Consider the following 18,342-nt stretch of genomic DNA (forward strand, 5'->3'; position numbering starts at 1 on the left):
AACGAAGCCGCTGCGCGGCAGAGTAAACAAGCCAGCGTTCATACTAACCAATAGCATCACCATTCGATGGTGCCTTACTGGAGTTATTAGTATGAATCATTCACAACAGCAACGATTTAATTATCTTTATGAACAACACCTTACCAATTTAAGGCTACAAGGTAAACGGCCAGCGACCATTGATGCCTATTCTCGTGCAGTTCGACGCATTTCGGCTTATTTTGATAAGTCCCCAGACACATTAACTACTGCTGATTTAAAAGTTTATTTCAATAGCCTGATCCAGACCCACTCTTGGAGTACCGTTAAATTAGACCGTAACGGTTTACAGTTTTTCTACCGCTATATGCTCGACAAGCAGTGGGAATGGCTCAACATTGTCAAACCACCACAAGTTAAACGCCTGCCTGATATTTTAACTCCTACGCAAATAAGTAAAGTCATTAGCGGTACCAAGAAGCTACGCTACCAAGTATTCTTTCTCACGCTTTACAGCATGGGATTGCGGTTAAGCGAAGGTTTAAACCTGACCGTTCATGATATTGATAGCCAAACCATGCAAATACATATTCGTGATGCTAAAGGCGGCATTCAAAAAGCCATCAAGCAAGTTCTGCGTGATTGTCATATCAACAAACTCATCAGCCCCCATTCACTACGTCATTGCTTTGCTACTCATTTATTGGACAACGGCTTGGATTTGCGCTCTCTGCAAGTATTGCTCGGTCACGCCTCGTTAAATACGACCGCTAGATATACTCAATTAACCCAGCTCAAGCAGAAGGATACTTCAGTTGCCATTAACCAACTTGCTGACAAGTTAGCGCTAGATTGGAGTTTAAAATGAGTACCTTCATTGATTTACTGCGCATTCATCATGACGAGTTTGAACAACAATTTGGCAATCATCTTTCCCATCAAAGCCGTAGTGCAATCTACGCTATGCTCAGTTGTAAAACGAGTAACCGAGGTTGCTCGCAATGGTATTGTGGTCACTGCCAACATGATGACCGACTGCCGCTTTCTTGCGGCCATCGACATTGTCCGCAATGCCAGCAACGCACGACTTCTGATTGGCTTGAGCGCCAACAATCAAAGTTACTGCCCGTGCACTACTTTCTGGTCACGTTCACTTTGCCTTACGAGTTACGAGCGCTTGCGCGTTCGCAACCCAAGCCACTCTATCAATCAATGTTCTCAGTCGCAGCAAGTGTGTTGAAGGACTTTTCCAAACGTAGAAACGGCGGTGAAATAGGCTTCACCACCGTTTTGCATACTCACAGCCGACAACGTAACTTGCATCCTCACCTGCATATTATTGTCGCCAGTGGTAGTTACAATAAAATGCGTAACCAATGGCATAAAGGAGACTGTAAATACCTGTTTAACGCCTTTGCACTGGCTAAAGTCTGGCGAGCTAGAATGATTGATGCAATCAATCAGCACGCTGATTTATCGCTAGCGAACATTGACACATTACCCTCTAAATGGGTCGTTGATTGCCGAAAAGTCGGTTACGGTCTTCCCGCCTTACAATATCTGTCACGCTATTTATATCGGGGCGTATTACCTGATAAAGATATCATCGATACAAGCAATAATACGGTGACATTCAACTATAAAGACGGACAAACTCAAGCAACGAAAACCAGAATTTCACCGACGTTGCAATTTCTCTGGCTCATCTTGCAACATGTGCTTCCCAAAGGATTACAGCGAGTGCGGGATTATGGCTTTTTACACGGTAATGCCACACGGCTACGAGTGCGCATTCAAACAATATTGCTGCATCTGTTCAATTGGAAAATGCCTGAACTCGTCGCAACGAGCACAGCAAAAGCAATCAGGATTTGTCCTTGCTGCCAGCATGAAATGAGGTGTGTTGGCATTACGCGAACGACCTAGCCGAAAGGCGAACATAATAGGAATAATGGCATTAACATGACAGGTTGGAGATATTAAATTTATGGTACAACTAGCTAGTTAATTGATAAATAACAGGTCTGTTATTTATCTCAATTTCGCTCGTCTTGGGTTTAATTCCAAAACGAAGTGCCCACCAAGATCAAACACGTAATTTACTATATAAAGAAGGGCTCGGGCTTGTTCAACACCCGAATAAGGTGTCGGCTACGCGACACCTATTCTTATTTGTTATGCAACGACTTAACACGCGCACATCTACATTTAAATCTACCGACCTTCAACGAATGTTGGCAAATTAGGGTCTAGTTCGCACCAATTTGCCTTGTTGCCTGTATATATTCGAGCGTCAATTTTTACGGGAATGTCTGCATCAAATGTTGATATTGCTAATTCTATTCGTTCGCTTGGTTCCCCTTTACAACGGAAGCCCAAACTTGAACCACAATTTAAGCAGAATGTACGAGTTGTACCATTTTCAGCTACATACTCTTTTAATAACTCTTCACCCAAAAGCCATTTTAACCCTTTAACTGTGACTAGAGTTCCATATGCTGCACCGTGGAACTTTCGACACATTGAGCAATGACAGTTTGCAGCTTTGTCACTGAAACTCTCAACCGAAAAAAGCACACTTCCACATAAGCAAGAACCATTAAAACATGAACTCATCCCGAGTTAATCTCCTGTTGCATAACGCCCACCTAACCAGCGGCGTGCAGGCGTAGTTTTTTGCGTATATTTGCTAAAAATGTGACAGATTTAGCCGTCTGGTTTAGGTTATTGTTATTCGTTTGTAAGTATAATTTGCCAATACCCGACATCAACCCAAGAATTAAACTTACGCCCTACTTCTTTAAAGTGAGCAACTTTACTAAAACCAAATGACTCATGAAGCTTTACACTGGCTTTATTTGGCAAAGCTATCGCAGCGACTACAACATGGACACCAGATGATGATAATGTCGATAACATTGCTCTATATAGTTCAGACCCATAACCTTTTCCTGATTCGGCATGATCAAGATAAACCGTTATTTCAGTAGTTTTTTTATATGCTGATCGTTCAGCCCATTTTGCGGCATAAGCGTAACCGACAACGTCACAGTTAGAATTTTCTATCACTAACCAAGGATATTCCTTAGTGTAATATTTAATTCGCTGAAAAATAATAGCCTCAGAAACCGGCTCTTCTTCAAAAGTTACGACCGTATGTTCAATATAATAATTGTATATATCACAAATGGCTTTCGCATCACTTTTCAGGCATTCTCGAATATTCATAAACCACCTACGCATAACGCCTTTGTAACAGGCTCATTTTTGTGAAACAGTTTGTGTAATACTGACGCGCAGCGGCAACACAAAATGCGTAGCTAAAATTTGTCCTCGTTGACAAACTTGTTGAACGAAGCCGCTGCGCGGCGGAGTCATTTCCCGACCTGTCATACTTACCAATAACATCACCATAATGGGGATGAAATTGGAGAATTCAGTATGAACAACTCACAACAACAACGCTTTAATGTTCTTTATGAACAACACCTTATCAATTTACGTTTGCAAGGTAAACAACCAGCGACTATTGATACCTATTCTCGTGTAATTCGACAGATTAGTGCGTATTTTGATAACGCCACAGATAAATTAACGCTTGATTGGAGTTTGAAATGAGCACCTTCATTGACTTGCTTCGTCAGCATCATGACGAGTTTGAATGGCAATTTGGTAATCAGCTTTCTCATGACAGTCGCCGCGCAATCTATGCCATGCTCAGCTGTAAAACGGGGCAGCAAGGTCGATCACAATGGTATTGTTCTCATTGCCAACATGATGAACGACTGCCACTGTCCTATGGGCATCGACATTGTCCGCAATGCCAACAGCGCACCACTTCTGATTGGCTAATGCGCCAACAAAGTAAGTTACTGCCCGTGCATTACTTTATGGTGACCTTCACTCTACCTTATGAACTACGGATATTGGCACGCTCGCAACCCAAAGCACTTTATCAATCCATGTTCTCCGTTGCGGCATCGCTGTTGAAAGACTTTGCGAAACGTAAACACGGTGGTGAAATAGGCTTTACCACCGTTTTACATACTCACAGCCGACAACGTAACTTACATCCTCACCTGCATATTATTGCTGTCAGTGGTAGTTACAATAAAGTGCGAAATCAATGGCACAAAGGAGACTGTAAATACCTGTTTAATGCCTTTGCACTGGCCAAAGTCTGGCGAGCTAGAATGCTCGAAGCAATTAATCACCACGCTGATTTATCGCTGGCTAACACCGACACATTACCCACTAAATGTGGTCGTTGATTGCCGAAAAATTGGTTACGGTCTGCCTGCATTGCAATACCTGTCACGCTATTTATATCGAGGTGTTTTACCCGACAAAGACATCATCGACACAAGTAATAATAACGTGACATTCAAATATAAAGACGGGCAAACTCAAGCAACGAAAACCAGAGCCTTACCGACCTTGAAATTTCTCTGGCTCATCTTGCAGCATGTCTTACCCAAAGGATTACAGCGAGTGCGGGATTATGGTTTTTTGCACGGTAATGCCAAGCGGCTACGAATGCGTATTCAAGTCATATTGCTGCATCTGTTTAATTGGAGTATGCCTGAGCTCGTTGCAACTAGCACAGCAAAAGCAATCCGTATTTGTCCTTGCTGTCAGCATGAAATTAGGTGTGTTGGCATTACGCGAACGACCTAGCCGAAAGGCGAACATAATAGGAATAATGGCATTAACATTAGAACTTGGAGAGACTCAATTTATGGTAAACACTGGCTAGTTAATTGATAAATAACAAGTCTGTTATTTATCTCAATTTCGCTCGTCTTGGATTTAACGCAAAGACGTAGTACCCACTAAGATCAAACACGTAATTTACTATATAAAGAAGGGCTTGGGCTTGCTCAACACTCGAATAGGTGTCGGCTGCGCGACACCTATTTTTATATTTCATATGTTATATGTTATACACGACATTAACGCTTTATTAAGTAACCACCAATATGTGCTTCTTCATTTGGCCAAGAATAAATATGCATCTCTGTATAATTATTTTTAAATTTTACATACGCTAAAATTTTCTCGCCCAAATGTGTATCAAATGTTCCATTGCAATTTGGTTTGTTGTTGTACTCAATTACAGTATATGCCCACACATAAAAATCAGTATCACCAAACTTTTTAAATGTATATTTGCCCACACTAATTTCAGGGTGTCTTATTACTGTTTGAGTGCCCTCATCTCTTAATTCATAGGTTTCATCACAATAGTCAGCTACATAGTCAGCTACAAGATCCCATGAGCCAATATGATGATTTTCCACTTCTTTATTTGAGGTATTTGTAAACCCTGAAATGCTCAGAAAAATTAAGGCAAAATATAATTTCAAAGCAATAAAGCCTGCTAGGCCACCATGACTCTTTAACGTATCAGGATCTCGAGCATCACCTCTGTAACCACGCATTAATTTCATTATTTATCCCTTATTTATAGTCCATTCACCCTCATGTTCTAGGAGTTCAGAATATTAATATTGTCTAACTGCGCCAACAGCACAATTACGTTTGAACAACAATAATTACCATAGCACCATAAAATAAGGAGATTTCATTAAAAAAGCATGGGATATAGTAAAACCACCCGACGACAATTTTCCCATATCGAGTCGGGTGAGGCTTATACCTCATCCCTCTCACAGAACCGTACGTACGGACCTCGTATACGGCTCCTGTAATTTACTATTCCTTAGTAAAAAGGAGCGAGAACTCCTGTTTTAACTTCGTCTATTGAATACAGACTTATCATTTTAAACCGCTGATTAGACATCGCATAAGTCGCTAACGGACTTGCACTATTTCACCATGAGCTCATTTTGATGAACCGAAATGGCGGTTTATACTTTAATTGTTTCAGACGCCTGTGCAATTTGCTCGACTTCTTCCACTATCTCAGTTGTACAGCTCGCAGCCTGCGTCTAACCCAAGGAGCTAGCTTTTTGAGTATGGTCGTTATGTTGGCTATTTTGAAGTAATTTACAGAACCCCTCAGCACTGGATTGAGCCGTTTTAACACTGTTGCTAAATTAACGCCTCCATTGCGTTTGGTCAGTTCCTTTACCTTCACTTTAAATGCGCTAAGTTTCTTTTCTTGGAGCTTGGTATAACTTGTGTAAATTTCTACACCCAAGAGTTTTATACCTGTACCGCTATGTGCGATATGGGTTTTACGCTCATTCACTTTAAGTTTCAGTGTCACTTCTAAGATATGGCTTGCTGCTTTTAACGCGTTATCTGCGCCCTTCTTTGAGGTGCAGAATATCAAAATATCATCCGCATATCGCACTATTCTGTGCTGACGCTTTATCATTTCTTGATCAAACTCATCTAAGTATATGTTGGCAAGCAACGGACTAATAACGCCGCCTTGTGGACTACCAATCACACTTTCTTGCCAATGAGCCCCAACCATGACCCCACTTTTTAAAAATTGTCTAATCAAACTTAAGATACTGCCGTCCACTATCCGTTTTAGCACGAACTTGATAATCAAGTCGTGGTCAAGCATATCGAAGCATTTAGACAGATCCATATCAACAACGTGTTGCTTACTATACTTTCGTATAAACAGCGTGGCTTTGCTAATAGCTTGGTGACAACTTCGCCCAACCCGATATCCATAACTCGATGGATGAAGGTTTGGGTCAAATATGGGTGTCATTATATTCGCTAAGCATTGTTGAACAATTCGGTCTCGAACTGTGGGGATCCCTAATAACCTCATGCCGCCATCGTCTTTCGCGATCTCGACACGTTTTACAGGGCACGCTTGATAGCGCTTTTCTTGCAGTTCGAGTAACAATCGTTTGAGCTCTACTTCCAAGTTTTGTGTGAAATCACGAATGCTCTGCCCATCAATACCAGCAGCTCCACCGTTTTTCTCACTTGTTTGTATGCCACGTAGAGCGCTTGCAGTGATAACATGCGTCCATAAAGGCTATAGTGTACTCTCAAATTATTATCTCACATCACCCGCTACTGATTTTGTTTATATTGGTTAGGTTTGTTTCGTTGTCGCGTTAAGTGTTCTAGCAGGTGTAAACCCCTTTATTTGCAATATGCTTAATCGCCTTTTATGTCTCTAATGAAGAGAAACAATTACTCCCCGTGTTCAGTTCTATTTACAGCTTTGGTATCACCCTTTGCCATTGATAGAGACTCTACCTTATTTGGTAATTTGTGAACCCATTATAAATTACATCAATTTTACGTGATTTATAAATCACTTCCCCCCTTCGCAACCAATCTGTGTTTTTGACTCAAATTGACTCTATCAGACATATTGCTGATAGTCGGCTTGGTTTATCCTCCACACCATTACTGGCTTTCACAGGCCTAGCCTTACTCACTACTACAGGTTCATCTGCCACCTCACATCGACGTTAAATCTTGAGTTTCATCTTGAATTTAAGCCACTTACTCATATTAAGTTTAGATGCCAGGCTTCCCCAGTTATTGCACTGACGCCCTGTTAGATATGCCCCCCTCAAACACAGCATTGGTCTGACTAAGTATTGGGCTTCGCGCTATTTTGGACGCTTACCCACCAATGCCGCCGAAACAGGTTACGGTTAGTTGTGTACACCTAACTTCCTATGGCTTCCTTCAGACTCCACCATTAGCCAGTGACTCCCTTGCCATTCGGATAATCTTCCCCTTAGTCAGGGTGAGTTCACTTTCTTGCAAGTGAACGGGGTTGCCAGCTTTGCTGAACACATAAAAAAGGCCCGCTACTCTAGGAGTAGCGGGCCTTATGAAGTTAATTTCAGTTAATGCATCACTGCACTACCCTTAATTACTCTTCAGTAGCTTCTTCTGCGCTGTCTGTTGCATCAGTCGCGTCAGTTGGAGTAGCAGGAACTTCGGTTGGTGCTTCTGCATTTTCTGCATCAACAACAACTGCGTTCTCGTCTTCTTCAACTTCATCGATACGTTGTAAACCAACAACGAGCTCGTCTTTACCAGTACGGATCAAACGAACACCTTGGGTGTTACGACCAACCGTAGAGACTTCAGAAGCACGTGTTCTTACTAGTGTACCGCCATTAGTAATAAGCATTAGCTCATCACCTTCAAGTACTTGTGTAGCACCAACAACTTTACCGTTACGTTCACTTACTTTAATTGAAACAACACCCTTAGTACCGCGACTCTTCGCAGGGTATTCTTCAAGTGCTGTACGTTTACCGTAACCGTTTTCTGTTGCCGTTAAGATAGCGCCATCGTTCTTCGGTACGATTAGCGATACTACTTTTTGGCCTTCTTCAAGTTTGATACCACGAACACCCGTCGCTGTACGACCCATAGGACGTACACCTTTGAACTTAATTTCAGGTTTACCGTTTTCATCTAGAACCGGGTTACCGTCTTCATCAAGTACAGGCGTTTCTTCAAACTCGCAGAAACGTACTACTTTACCTTCATCAGAGAACAACATAATGTCGTTAGTACCATCAGTGATATCAACACCAATCAGTTCATTCCCTTCATTCAGGTTAACAGCGATGATACCGCCAGCACGAGGCTTGCTGTATGCACTTAGTGCTGTTTTCTTCACTGTACCATTAGCCGTTGCCATGAAGACAAACTTGTCATCTTCAAACTCAGACACAGGTAGAATCGCAGTAATACGCTCACCATCTTCAAGAGGCAGTAAGTTAACAATGGGCTTACCACGGGCTTGGCGACTAGCTAATGGTAATTGATATACCTTCATCCAGTACAAGCGACCACGGCTTGAGAAGCACAGAATATGATCATGAGTATTAGCAACCAACAGACGTTCGATGAAATCTTCTTCTTTCATCTTCGTTGCTGATTTACCTTTACCACCACGGCGCTGCGCTTCGTAATCGGTAATAGGCTGATACTTAACATAACCTTCATGAGACAGTGTTACTACAACATCTTCACGTTCAATTAAGTCTTCTAAATTAATGTCTGCGCTGCTTGCCGAAATCTCGGTACGGCGTTCGTCACCAAAGGCATCTTTTGAAGCTTGTAGCTCTTCAGTGATCACTTCTAGTAAACGCGTAGGCGTATTAAGGATATACAACAACTCAGCAATAACTTCGAGTAATTCTTTGTATTCGTTAAGAATCTTCTCGTGTTCTAGACCTGTTAGTTTGTGCAAACGTAAGTCTAGGATCGCTTGAGCTTGTATTTCAGTTAAGAAATACGAACCTTCACGAATACCATACTCAGGTTCTAACCATTCAGGACGCGCTGCATCATCACCAGCACGCTCTAACATTGTAGCCACATCACCTAACTGCCAGCCGCGGCTGATCAAGGCTTGTTTTGCTTCTGCAGATGTTGCTGATTGCTTAATTAGCGCAATGATGTCATCAATATTTGCTAATGCAATCGCTAACGACTCAAGGATATGAGCACGTTCACGGGCTTTACGCAGTTCAAATACAGTACGACGTGTAACAACTTCACGACGATGGCGTAAAAATGCATCTAGCATTTCTTTTAAAGTAAAGATTTTTGGTTGCTTATCGATCAGTGCAACCATGTTGATACCGAACACAACTTGCATTTGCGTTTGAGCGTAAAGGTTGTTTAATACAACTTCGCCCACCGCGTCACGCTTAACTTCAACGACCATACGCATACCATCTTTATCAGATTCGTCGCGTAGGGCACTGATGCCTTCAATTTTCTTATCTTTTACAAACTCAGCAATACGTTCAATCAAACGTGCTTTGTTTACTTGATACGGTAGTTCATGAACAACAATTGTTTCACGACCACGTTCATTGGTTTCAATATCGGCGCGTGCTCGAATATGAATTTTACCACGACCAGTACGGTAAGCTTGCTCAATGCCCGCTTTACCATTAATGATACCGTATGTTGGGAAATCAGGACCCGGAATGTATTCCATTAATTCTTCAAGACTTAGGTCTGGATTTTTAATTAATGCTAAACAACCATTGATAACCTCATTTAAATTATGAGGTGGGATATTCGTTGCCATACCCACGGCAATACCTGACGAACCATTAACCAATAGGTTAGGGATACGTGTAGGCATAACTTCCGGAATAAATTCAGTACCATCATAGTTAGCTACGAAATCTACCGTTTCCTTGTCTAAATCAGCAAGTAATTCATGCGCAATTTTTGACATTCTGATTTCGGTATAACGCATTGCGGCTGCAGAGTCGCCGTCAACAGAACCGAAGTTACCTTGACCATCAACCAGCATGTAGCGCAAAGAGAAAGGCTGCGCCATACGTACAATAGTGTCATAAACAGCTGTATCACCGTGTGGGTGATATTTACCGATTACGTCACCAACAACACGTGCTGATTTTTTATATGGTTTGTTCCAATCATTCTTCAATTCGTTCATCGCGAATAAAACGCGGCGATGAACTGGCTTTAACCCATCGCGAACATCAGGAAGAGCACGACCAACAATAACGCTCATAGCGTAATCTAAATAGGAATTTTTTAATTCTTCTTCAATATTGATGGGTGTGATTGCTGTGGCTAAATTACTCATATAAGCCTTTACCCCTAAGTTTTAAAGTGCTTTCTATTATATTTTTTAGAGATTCATTCTAGCATAATATTTGCCAGCAAATACAATATATAAGAAAATTAACTCACTTGAATACAATTTTATTAACTATTTATTCACTCACCTATAAATAATACTTCTGAAATCGTTTTCTCGTTATATACTGTGTCCATATTTTTATGTTTCACCTTAATTACTTTTCACCTTAATTAACGTATCAAGAAGACTTTGTATGAATGTAGATAAACAGGAAATCGCTAAATTTGAAGCCATGGCCAGTCGTTGGTGGGATCCAGCGGGTGACTTCAAGCCATTACATCAAATCAATCCATTACGCTTAGATTACATTGATGAGCGCTGTGGAGGCTTATTTGGCAAGAGAGTTCTTGATGTTGGCTGCGGTGGCGGTATCTTAACTGAGAGCATGGCTCGCCGTGGTGCAAAAGCACTGGGTGTTGATATGGGTAAAGAACCCCTCAACGTGGCAAAATTGCATGCGCTTGAATCTGAAACTGAAGTTGAATACCGCCAAGTATTAATCGAAGAGTTAGCAGAAGAGCAACCAAACAGCTTTGATGTGATCACGTGTATGGAAATGCTAGAACACGTACCTGATCCAGGCTCTGTGGTTAACGCTTGTATGCGTCTTGTAAAACCAGGTGGCCATGTATTCTTCTCGACAATCAATCGTAATTTAAAATCGTACTTATTTATGATTGTTGGTGCTGAAAAAATCTTAAAAATGATGCCTAACGGTACCCATGATCATAAGAAATTTATCCGTCCTTCAGAATTACTGCACTGGGTTGATCAATCGGGTCTATTCTGTCATCACATGACAGGCCTACATTACATTCCATTAGTTGACCAGTTCAAACTAGGCGAGAATGTTGACGTTAACTATATGCTACACACGCAGCTTATCGATTAATGTAATCCTCATTTCACCTAACAGCACCTTCGCTGTTAGGTGAGTAGCTCAACGCCTCTTTTCCTGCTTTAAATTCACTACCTCTATATAGCCATTTACTGTCATTTAACCCAAATAACTGGGCCCACTCTAATCAACACGCGCAAACAAAGTTATCTACTTTATAGGTAATATGAAACTTACTGCGTATAAAATGACGGTATTGTTTGTAATAACAGCCACCTCAAAAAATACTAAATTAGTACTTGCGTGGTAGTTTTATAAACGAATTAGCTGTAAATATAATCAAAATTTTTGAGGATCTCCTCACAACCTTGGCAACACTTTTTTTTCTTTTTTTTTTCACTTTAACTGTTGATTTTTGCTAACCGTAATTGATCACTGAGGCCAGAATGAAAGTCGCCACTAACTCACTAAATTATCCACATGTTGTTCAGTTTAGTGCTACTTGCCAAAACACGATTATCACACTATCTTGTATGCATAAATACAGGACAACACTACATCTTGTGTATTAACAAGAATATCAATACTAGTGTTGGTGGAAATATTCTTAACATTGTTTTAAGGTCAGTCAGCTAAATGAATAAGAATTTACTAGTTACAAAACGCAGCGGTAAGCAAGAAACGATCGATCTTGAAAAGATCCACCGCGTGATCAAATGGGCAGCCAAAGGGTTGAATAATGTCTCGGTGTCACTGGTTGAGTTAAAATCTCACATCCAGTTTTATGACGGCATACGTACTGAAGATATACATGAGACCATGATCAAAGCTGCAGCGGATTTAATTAGTGAAGAAGCACCAGATTACCAATATCTGTCTGCGCGTTTAGCCGTCTTCCATCTACGCAAGAAAGCATACGGTAAATTTGAACCACCTGCGCTTTATGATCACGTAAAATTCAATGTTGATGCGCTTCGCTATGATGCACACCTACTTGCTGATTACACAGCGGAAGAATTCGCAGAAATGGATGAGTTAGTTGATCACTGGCGTGACATGAACTTCTCTTACGCTGCAATTAAGCAATTAGAAGGTAAATACCTACTACAAAACCGTATTTCTGGTGATATCTTCGAAAGCCCACAATTTCTCTATATCTTAGTGGCTGCGAGCTTATTTGCGACTTATGACAAATCTGTTCGTATGGACTACATTCGTCGTTTCTACGAAGCAACGTCAACGTTTAAGATTTCACTGCCAACACCAATCATGGCCGGTGTTCGTACCCCTACTCGTCAATTCAGTTCATGTGTACTGATTGAGTGTGACGATAGCCTAGATTCTATCAATGCAGTATCTAACTCTATTGTTAAATATGTATCGCAACGTGCAGGTATCGGTATCAATGCAGGTCGTATTCGTGCCCTAGGTAGCTCAATCCGTGGTGGTGAAGCATTCCACACTGGTTGTATCCCATTCTACAAACACTTCCAGACAGCAGTTAAATCTTGCTCTCAAGGTGGCGTTCGTGGTGGTGCAGCAACATTATTCTACCCATTGTGGCACTTAGAAGTTGAGTCACTTCTTGTACTTAAAAATAACCGTGGTGTTGAAGAAAACCGTGTACGTCACCTTGACTACGGCGTGCAACTTAACCGTTTAATGTACCAACGTTTAATTGATAACACAGACATTACTTTATTCAGCCCGTCTGATGTTGATGGTTTGTATGATGCATTCTTCCAAGATCAGGATGAATTTGAGCGTCTATACACGCTTTATGAACAAGACCCATCAATTCGCAAGCAAACGATTAAAGCCAGCGAACTGTTTGCTTTACTCATGCAAGAACGTGCAAGTACTGGTCGTATCTACATTCAGAATGTGGACCACTGCAATACCCACAGCCCATTTGACCCAGCTGTGGCACCGATAAGACAAAGTAACTTATGTCTAGAAATTGCATTACCAACGAAACCAATGCAGCACCCTGGTGATGAAGATGGTGAAATTGCACTATGTACATTATCAGCGTTCAACCTGGGTGCAATTAAAGACCTAAGTGAATTAGAAAACCTTGCAGACCTTGCAGTTCGCGCACTAGATAGCTTACTTGATTACCAAGACTACCCGATGCCAGCGGCTGAAAAGTCAACAATGGCGCGTCGTTCATTAGGTATAGGCGTGATTAACTACGCATACTACCTAGCGAAAAACGGGGTTAAATACTCAGACGGTAGTGCAAACAACTTAACGCATAAGACATTTGAAGCAATTCAATTCTATCTATTAAAAGCGTCAATGAACCTGTCGAAAGAACAAGGTCCGTGTTTAGCATTTAACGAAACAACTTACGCACAAGGTATCTTACCAATTGATACGTATAAGTCAGCGTTAGATGAGATTTGTGATGAAGAACTGCATCTAGATTGGGAAACATTACGTAGCGAAATTAAAGAGCACGGCTTACGTAACTCAACACTAACAGCATTGATGCCATCAGAAACATCAAGCCAGATTTCAAATGCGACAAATGGTATTGAGCCACCACGTGGTTTAATCAGTATTAAAGCAAGTAAAGACGGTATTTTGAAGCAAGTTGTACCTGATTACGAAAATCTACGTGATAGCTACGAGCTACTTTGGAACATTCCAAGTAATACCGGTTATTTACAACTTGTTGGTTTAATGCAGAAATTCGTAGACCAAGCGATTTCAGCTAACACTAACTATGATCCACAACGTTTCCCGGGGCAAAAAGTACCGATGACAACGCTGTTAACCGATCTGATGTTAGCGTATAAGTACGGCTTAAAAACGCTTTACTACCATAACACACGTGACGGTGCATCAGACGTAGATGTAGTTAAAGAAGACGAGGGTTGTGAAGGCGGCGCATGTAAGATCTAAACAATCAACTACATACACCAAGTTAAACCTACACCCTTTCATTTGGCAGCTTAGGCTGCCAATTTAATGTATTAATAGAGATGACCAATGAGTTACACTACTTTTTGCCAAACCCCAAATGATCAATTAAAAGAACCAATGTTTTTCGGCCAACATGTTAACGTTGCCCGCTTTGACCAACAAAAATATGAAATTTTTGAAAAGTTAATTGAACGTCAGTTATCATTTTTTTGGCGACCAGAAGAAGTTGATGTAAGTAAAGATCGTATTGATTATCAGCAATTACCTGATCACGAAAAACACATTTTCATCAGTAATCTGAAATACCAAACATTATTAGACAGTATTCAAGGCCGTTCTCCTAACGTTGCCTTTTTACCACTGGTGTCACTACCAGAACTAGAAACTTGGATCGAGACCTGGTCATTCAGTGAAACTATTCACTCACGCTCGTACACCCATATTATTCGTAATATTATTAACGACCCATCAGAAGTATTCGATGATATCGTTGCCAATGAAGAGATTCTAAAACGCGCCAAAGACATTGCCGGTTATTACGATGACTTAATCAATGCGACTCAACAACTACACCAACTTGGTGAAGGCACACATGTCGTAAACGGTGAAACAATTGTCGTTAGCCAGCGTGCAGTGAAGAAGAAATTATACCTCGCAATGGTATCGGTAAACGTACTTGAAGCGGTCCGTTTCTATGTCAGCTTTGCTTGCTCTTTCGCTTTTGCAGAACGTGAATTAATGGAAGGTAACGCTAAAATCATCAAGCTTATTGCGCGTGATGAAGCCCTGCATTTAACCAGTACCCAACACATTCTAAACTTAATGGCGGATGGTAAAGACGATCCAGAGATGCAAGAGATCTCGATTGAGTGCTTCCAAGAAACACAAAAAATATTTACCGATGCAGCACAGCAAGAAAAAGAATGGGCAGAATATCTGTTCAAAGATGGGTCTATGATAGGCTTGAATAAAGATATTCTTGCTGATTATATTGAATACATTACCAATACCCGTATGGCGGCCGTTGGTCTACCTAAGGCGTTTGAAGTGAAAAGCAACCCACTACCGTGGATCAATGCTTGGTTAATCTCTGATAACGTACAAGTTGCACCACAAGAGTCAGAAATCAGCTCATACTTAGTTGGTCAAATTAACGCTGAAATCAACCACGCAGATATTGGTTCATTCGTTTTATAATGTCGATTACGCTGACGACTGATTCAGGGCGCTATCAAGTTTCAACACAAGATAACTCCCTGCTTGATACGCTTGAGCGCACTGGTCATCAAATTGAATACCAGTGCCGCCAGGGCTATTGTGGCGCTTGCCGAACACCATTAACTTCTGGATCGGTTACTTATACAACCGAGCCACTCGCAGTGGTTGCAGCGGGCTCGATATTACCCTGTTGCTGTAAAGCAGATAGTGACATCACACTTGCTGTGATCGCGACAATAACAGATTCAGCATAATATACTTATGATTAATTAAGTAGCGTGTATTTACACCCGAAAAATAACAAGCCTTAACAATATGCACTATGTTAAGGCTTGTTCATATTGTGATCCAACATTCATTTTCTCACCTCACATAATCCAACTCTCAATACCTTACGAGATAGAATGTGATTTACTTTGCAAAACGAGCAAACCTTACCCATACTCCTTTCAATAACATATAAAAACTTCAATAACGTATAAGCACTTCAATAACGTATAAGTACCACCGTTTTTAAAATAGGACAACTTTATGTTAGATGATTTAGTTGGGATCGGTATGCGTCCAGCACATTATGAGCAACTCACTAATAGCCAAGTAGATATTGGCTGGATAGAAGTACACAGTGAGAATCACTTCGAGATAAACTCTGAGGCAACGTATTACTTGGATAAAGCCAATGACCGCTATCCAATCGGCTTACACGGTATTGGTTTAGCACTCTCTTCTAATGAGCTACTTGATACTATCCATATTCATAATATTAAAAAACTGATTGACCGTTATCAACCATTTCGTGTGTCAGAACATTTAGGCTGGAGCTCCATTGCTGGTCAGCATTATAGTGATACATTAGCAATTCCCTACACAGAAGAAAACCTCAAACGTGTGATTGGGCGGGTTGAACAAGTGCAACATATTTTAGGTCAAACCATTGCAATCGAAAATCCCGCCTGTTATTGCCTACATGCAAATAATACCCTGACAGAAGCCGTTTTTTTGACCGAGCTACAAGCCGCTACAAACTGTAAAATATTGCTCGATATTAATAATGTTCATATTAGTAGTCATCAGCTCGAATTCAACCCTTATGATTACTTAGCATCAATACCAAGCGGTATTGTCAGCGAGATCCACCTGTCTGGTAGCAATAAACAATTAAAGAATAACCACATCACCTTCGACCAAGAACATGGCCAAAAGGTAACGCCCGAAGTATGGCAGCTATTTGAATATTATTTGCAGCATTGCAACACAATCCCAACCCTCATTGAATGGGATACTAATATTCCACAACTCAATGAATTACTGCATGAAGCACATACAGCTCAAAAAATGATATTGAAATCACAACGTTTTAAAAACACATGTTAATCAAATTAGCTCTCTAGATTACAGTCGTAAAAACAATCTAAAAACCAGCAGATGACCCCCGATATAAACCACGTTCCTGCTCATTTTCCAGTGAACCATATAGTCACCCATTAACTAGCCTGCTTAACAGGGTGCTCAAGTTTATCCATATCTTGTTCATGCCCATAGCAAATGCCATGACATATTTGTGATAACGCGTGCTCAGAACGGCCATTACTGCTTAGTTGGTGTGGTATACGCAAAATAACTTCAACCCCCTCTTTATTGCCCGCTAACACTAAAAATAACGCCGTTGTATTAAAATAAGGTGGGATAAAAAAAACACTCGAACAGTTGAAACCAGCAGCACTGTATTCATCCACCTTAAGGAGACCCAGGTTAGAAATAATAGCGGAAGTACGGTACTGACCTGTTTCTTGTCGTTTCAACGCTAATTTGTCATTGCATTTTTTCAACCATGCCAATGGCACCCAATTTAATGCATTGAGTGTTGGCACACCGGCAAAGCGAGGCATTCTTGCATGTTCATTATCCGCAATTTTCAACTTAATTTGCTTAGCCCAATCGGCAGTGGTTGTTTCTGGTGATACTTGCATTAATAGTCCACCAGTTAAATTCCCCGTTGAGATAATATCGGCGTCATGCATACGTAAATCAACAGGGAGTTGAATACGTACTGCTGAGTCAGAATAGAGATTTGCTAACTTAGCAATGCTAATAGCCGCGTTAGCTAAGATTTTTTTATAACTACCTGGTAGGGTTCTGCGTTGCCAAGAGGATCCAAAATCTTGCCCTGCGGGAACTCCCGTTGGTGCTGCAACGGTATCGGTTATTTTGTCACCAGGTATTGATGTCACTGATTTAGCGAGATCAATATCACGTACAAAACTATTATCACCTTGTAACGGCTGCTGACGCAGGGCTCGTAATACTTCATCAGCAAACGTTTTTGTACCTCGCCCATCCATTACCGCATGATGCGTTCTAAAAATAATATGATGTTTATCATTTTTATTACCAAGTACCAGCAATACTTCACAACCCGTACTGGTTTTTACATCGAGAGGACGATTTAAAAATGGCGCTAACTTATCGCTCATACCATCCCAATCTAGCCCCCGTATAACTTCAAGCTCTGTCGTTTGACCTGCATCAGACCAGTGGCTAAAACCAAGCTTACCTGCAAGTTTAAACCGCGTTCCTTGTAATACTGCTGAAGCCTGGGTGACCGCTTGTTGCCACGCGGATATATCAATATTACCGTGGCCTTCAAGTACCATTTGATTAGCAACACAAGTTGCGGTTTCTTCGGCATTAAAATCATCACAACTAATATAAAAACGCTCTGTTGGTGAAAGTTTACGTTTAAACGTCATCGTTCCTCCTTGAACTGTTC

Annotated in this window: 14 protein-coding genes and 1 pseudogene; 9 read left to right on the forward strand and 6 right to left on the reverse strand. The window is 41.0% G+C overall.

Annotated elements, in window-relative coordinates; genetic code table 11:
* The first annotated feature begins 91 nt into the window (after nucleotides 1–91).
* Nucleotides 92–847 carry a site-specific integrase gene (locus AKG98_RS15330; protein ID WP_067047645.1) on the forward strand — a complete coding sequence of 252 codons (756 nt, stop codon included), beginning with the start codon at nucleotides 92–94 and terminating at the stop codon, nucleotides 845–847.
* Complete coding sequence (locus AKG98_RS15335) at nucleotides 844–1,905, forward strand: IS91 family transposase (protein WP_067047648.1); 1,062 nt, start codon at nucleotides 844–846, stop codon at nucleotides 1,903–1,905. Before AKG98_RS15330 ends, AKG98_RS15335 begins: the two co-directional genes overlap by 4 nt.
* Before the next feature lie 288 nt (nucleotides 1,906–2,193).
* On the opposite strand, the gene AKG98_RS15340 is transcribed toward AKG98_RS15335, so the two are convergent.
* Both AKG98_RS15340 and AKG98_RS15345 read right to left on the reverse strand, forming a co-directional pair.
* Complete coding sequence (locus AKG98_RS15340; protein WP_067047652.1) at nucleotides 2,194–2,595, reverse strand: GFA family protein; 402 nt, start codon at nucleotides 2,593–2,595, stop codon at nucleotides 2,194–2,196.
* 114 nt (nucleotides 2,596–2,709) lie between these two features.
* The gene (locus tag AKG98_RS15345; protein ID WP_067047656.1) at nucleotides 2,710–3,207 is read right to left on the reverse strand and encodes a GNAT family N-acetyltransferase; all 498 of its coding nucleotides are present in this window, start codon (nucleotides 3,205–3,207) and stop codon (nucleotides 2,710–2,712) included.
* Between the two features lie 213 nt (nucleotides 3,208–3,420).
* On the opposite strand from AKG98_RS15345, the gene AKG98_RS22325 reads away from it, so the two are divergent.
* Together AKG98_RS22325 and AKG98_RS15350 are read left to right on the forward strand one after the other, a co-directional pair.
* The gene (locus AKG98_RS22325) at nucleotides 3,421–3,597 is read left to right on the forward strand and encodes a hypothetical protein (protein ID WP_157534147.1); all 177 of its coding nucleotides are present in this window, start codon (nucleotides 3,421–3,423) and stop codon (nucleotides 3,595–3,597) included.
* Nucleotides 3,594–4,656 (forward strand): annotated as a pseudogene (locus tag AKG98_RS15350) (transposase). Before AKG98_RS22325 ends, AKG98_RS15350 begins: the two are co-directional and overlap by 4 nt.
* Before the next feature lie 275 nt (nucleotides 4,657–4,931).
* On the opposite strand, the gene AKG98_RS15355 reads toward AKG98_RS15350, so the two are convergent.
* From AKG98_RS15355 to gyrA, 3 genes are all read right to left on the reverse strand, one after another.
* The gene (locus AKG98_RS15355; protein ID WP_067047659.1) at nucleotides 4,932–5,429 is read right to left on the reverse strand and encodes a hypothetical protein; all 498 of its coding nucleotides are present in this window, start codon (nucleotides 5,427–5,429) and stop codon (nucleotides 4,932–4,934) included.
* A 470-nt stretch (nucleotides 5,430–5,899) separates the two neighbouring features.
* On the reverse strand, nucleotides 5,900–6,931 hold the full coding sequence (gene ltrA / locus AKG98_RS15360; protein ID WP_369814932.1) for a group II intron reverse transcriptase/maturase: 1,032 nt from the start codon (nucleotides 6,929–6,931) through the stop codon (nucleotides 5,900–5,902).
* A gap of 876 nt (nucleotides 6,932–7,807) precedes the next feature.
* Nucleotides 7,808–10,528, reverse strand: a complete 2,721-nt coding sequence (gene gyrA, locus AKG98_RS15365) for a DNA topoisomerase (ATP-hydrolyzing) subunit A (protein WP_067047662.1) — start codon at nucleotides 10,526–10,528, stop codon at nucleotides 7,808–7,810.
* 250 nt (nucleotides 10,529–10,778) lie between these two features.
* On the opposite strand from gyrA, the gene ubiG reads away from it, so the two are divergent.
* The 5 genes from ubiG to AKG98_RS15390 all read left to right on the forward strand — a co-directional run bounded on the left by ubiG (nucleotide 10,779) and on the right by AKG98_RS15390 (nucleotide 16,946).
* Nucleotides 10,779–11,477: a bifunctional 2-polyprenyl-6-hydroxyphenol methylase/3-demethylubiquinol 3-O-methyltransferase UbiG gene (gene ubiG / locus AKG98_RS15370; protein ID WP_067047665.1), complete on the forward strand. Its 699-nt coding sequence runs from the start codon at nucleotides 10,779–10,781 to the stop codon at nucleotides 11,475–11,477.
* Between the two features lie 582 nt (nucleotides 11,478–12,059).
* Nucleotides 12,060–14,333 (forward strand): class 1a ribonucleoside-diphosphate reductase subunit alpha, encoded by a 2,274-nt coding sequence (gene nrdA / locus AKG98_RS15375; RefSeq protein WP_067047667.1) that lies wholly within the window; start codon nucleotides 12,060–12,062, stop codon nucleotides 14,331–14,333.
* 87 nt (nucleotides 14,334–14,420) lie between these two features.
* On the forward strand, nucleotides 14,421–15,551 hold the full coding sequence (gene nrdB, locus AKG98_RS15380) for a class Ia ribonucleoside-diphosphate reductase subunit beta (protein ID WP_067047670.1): 1,131 nt from the start codon (nucleotides 14,421–14,423) through the stop codon (nucleotides 15,549–15,551).
* Nucleotides 15,551–15,826: a class I ribonucleotide reductase maintenance protein YfaE gene (yfaE, locus tag AKG98_RS15385; RefSeq protein WP_067047673.1), complete on the forward strand. Its 276-nt coding sequence runs from the start codon at nucleotides 15,551–15,553 to the stop codon at nucleotides 15,824–15,826. Before nrdB ends, yfaE begins: the two co-directional genes overlap by 1 nt.
* A 277-nt stretch (nucleotides 15,827–16,103) precedes the next feature.
* Complete coding sequence (locus tag AKG98_RS15390) at nucleotides 16,104–16,946, forward strand: DUF692 family multinuclear iron-containing protein (RefSeq protein ID WP_067047676.1); 843 nt, start codon at nucleotides 16,104–16,106, stop codon at nucleotides 16,944–16,946.
* A 110-nt stretch (nucleotides 16,947–17,056) separates the two neighbouring features.
* Here AKG98_RS15390 and AKG98_RS15395 read toward each other — a convergent pair whose 3' ends face one another.
* Nucleotides 17,057–18,322 (reverse strand): peptide synthetase, encoded by a 1,266-nt coding sequence (locus tag AKG98_RS15395; RefSeq protein WP_067047680.1) that lies wholly within the window; start codon nucleotides 18,320–18,322, stop codon nucleotides 17,057–17,059.
* Between the last annotated feature and the right edge of the window lie 20 nt (nucleotides 18,323–18,342).

The organism is Moritella sp. JT01 (assembly GCF_001574435.1).
Taxonomy (GTDB): Bacteria; Pseudomonadota; Gammaproteobacteria; order Enterobacterales; family Moritellaceae; genus Moritella.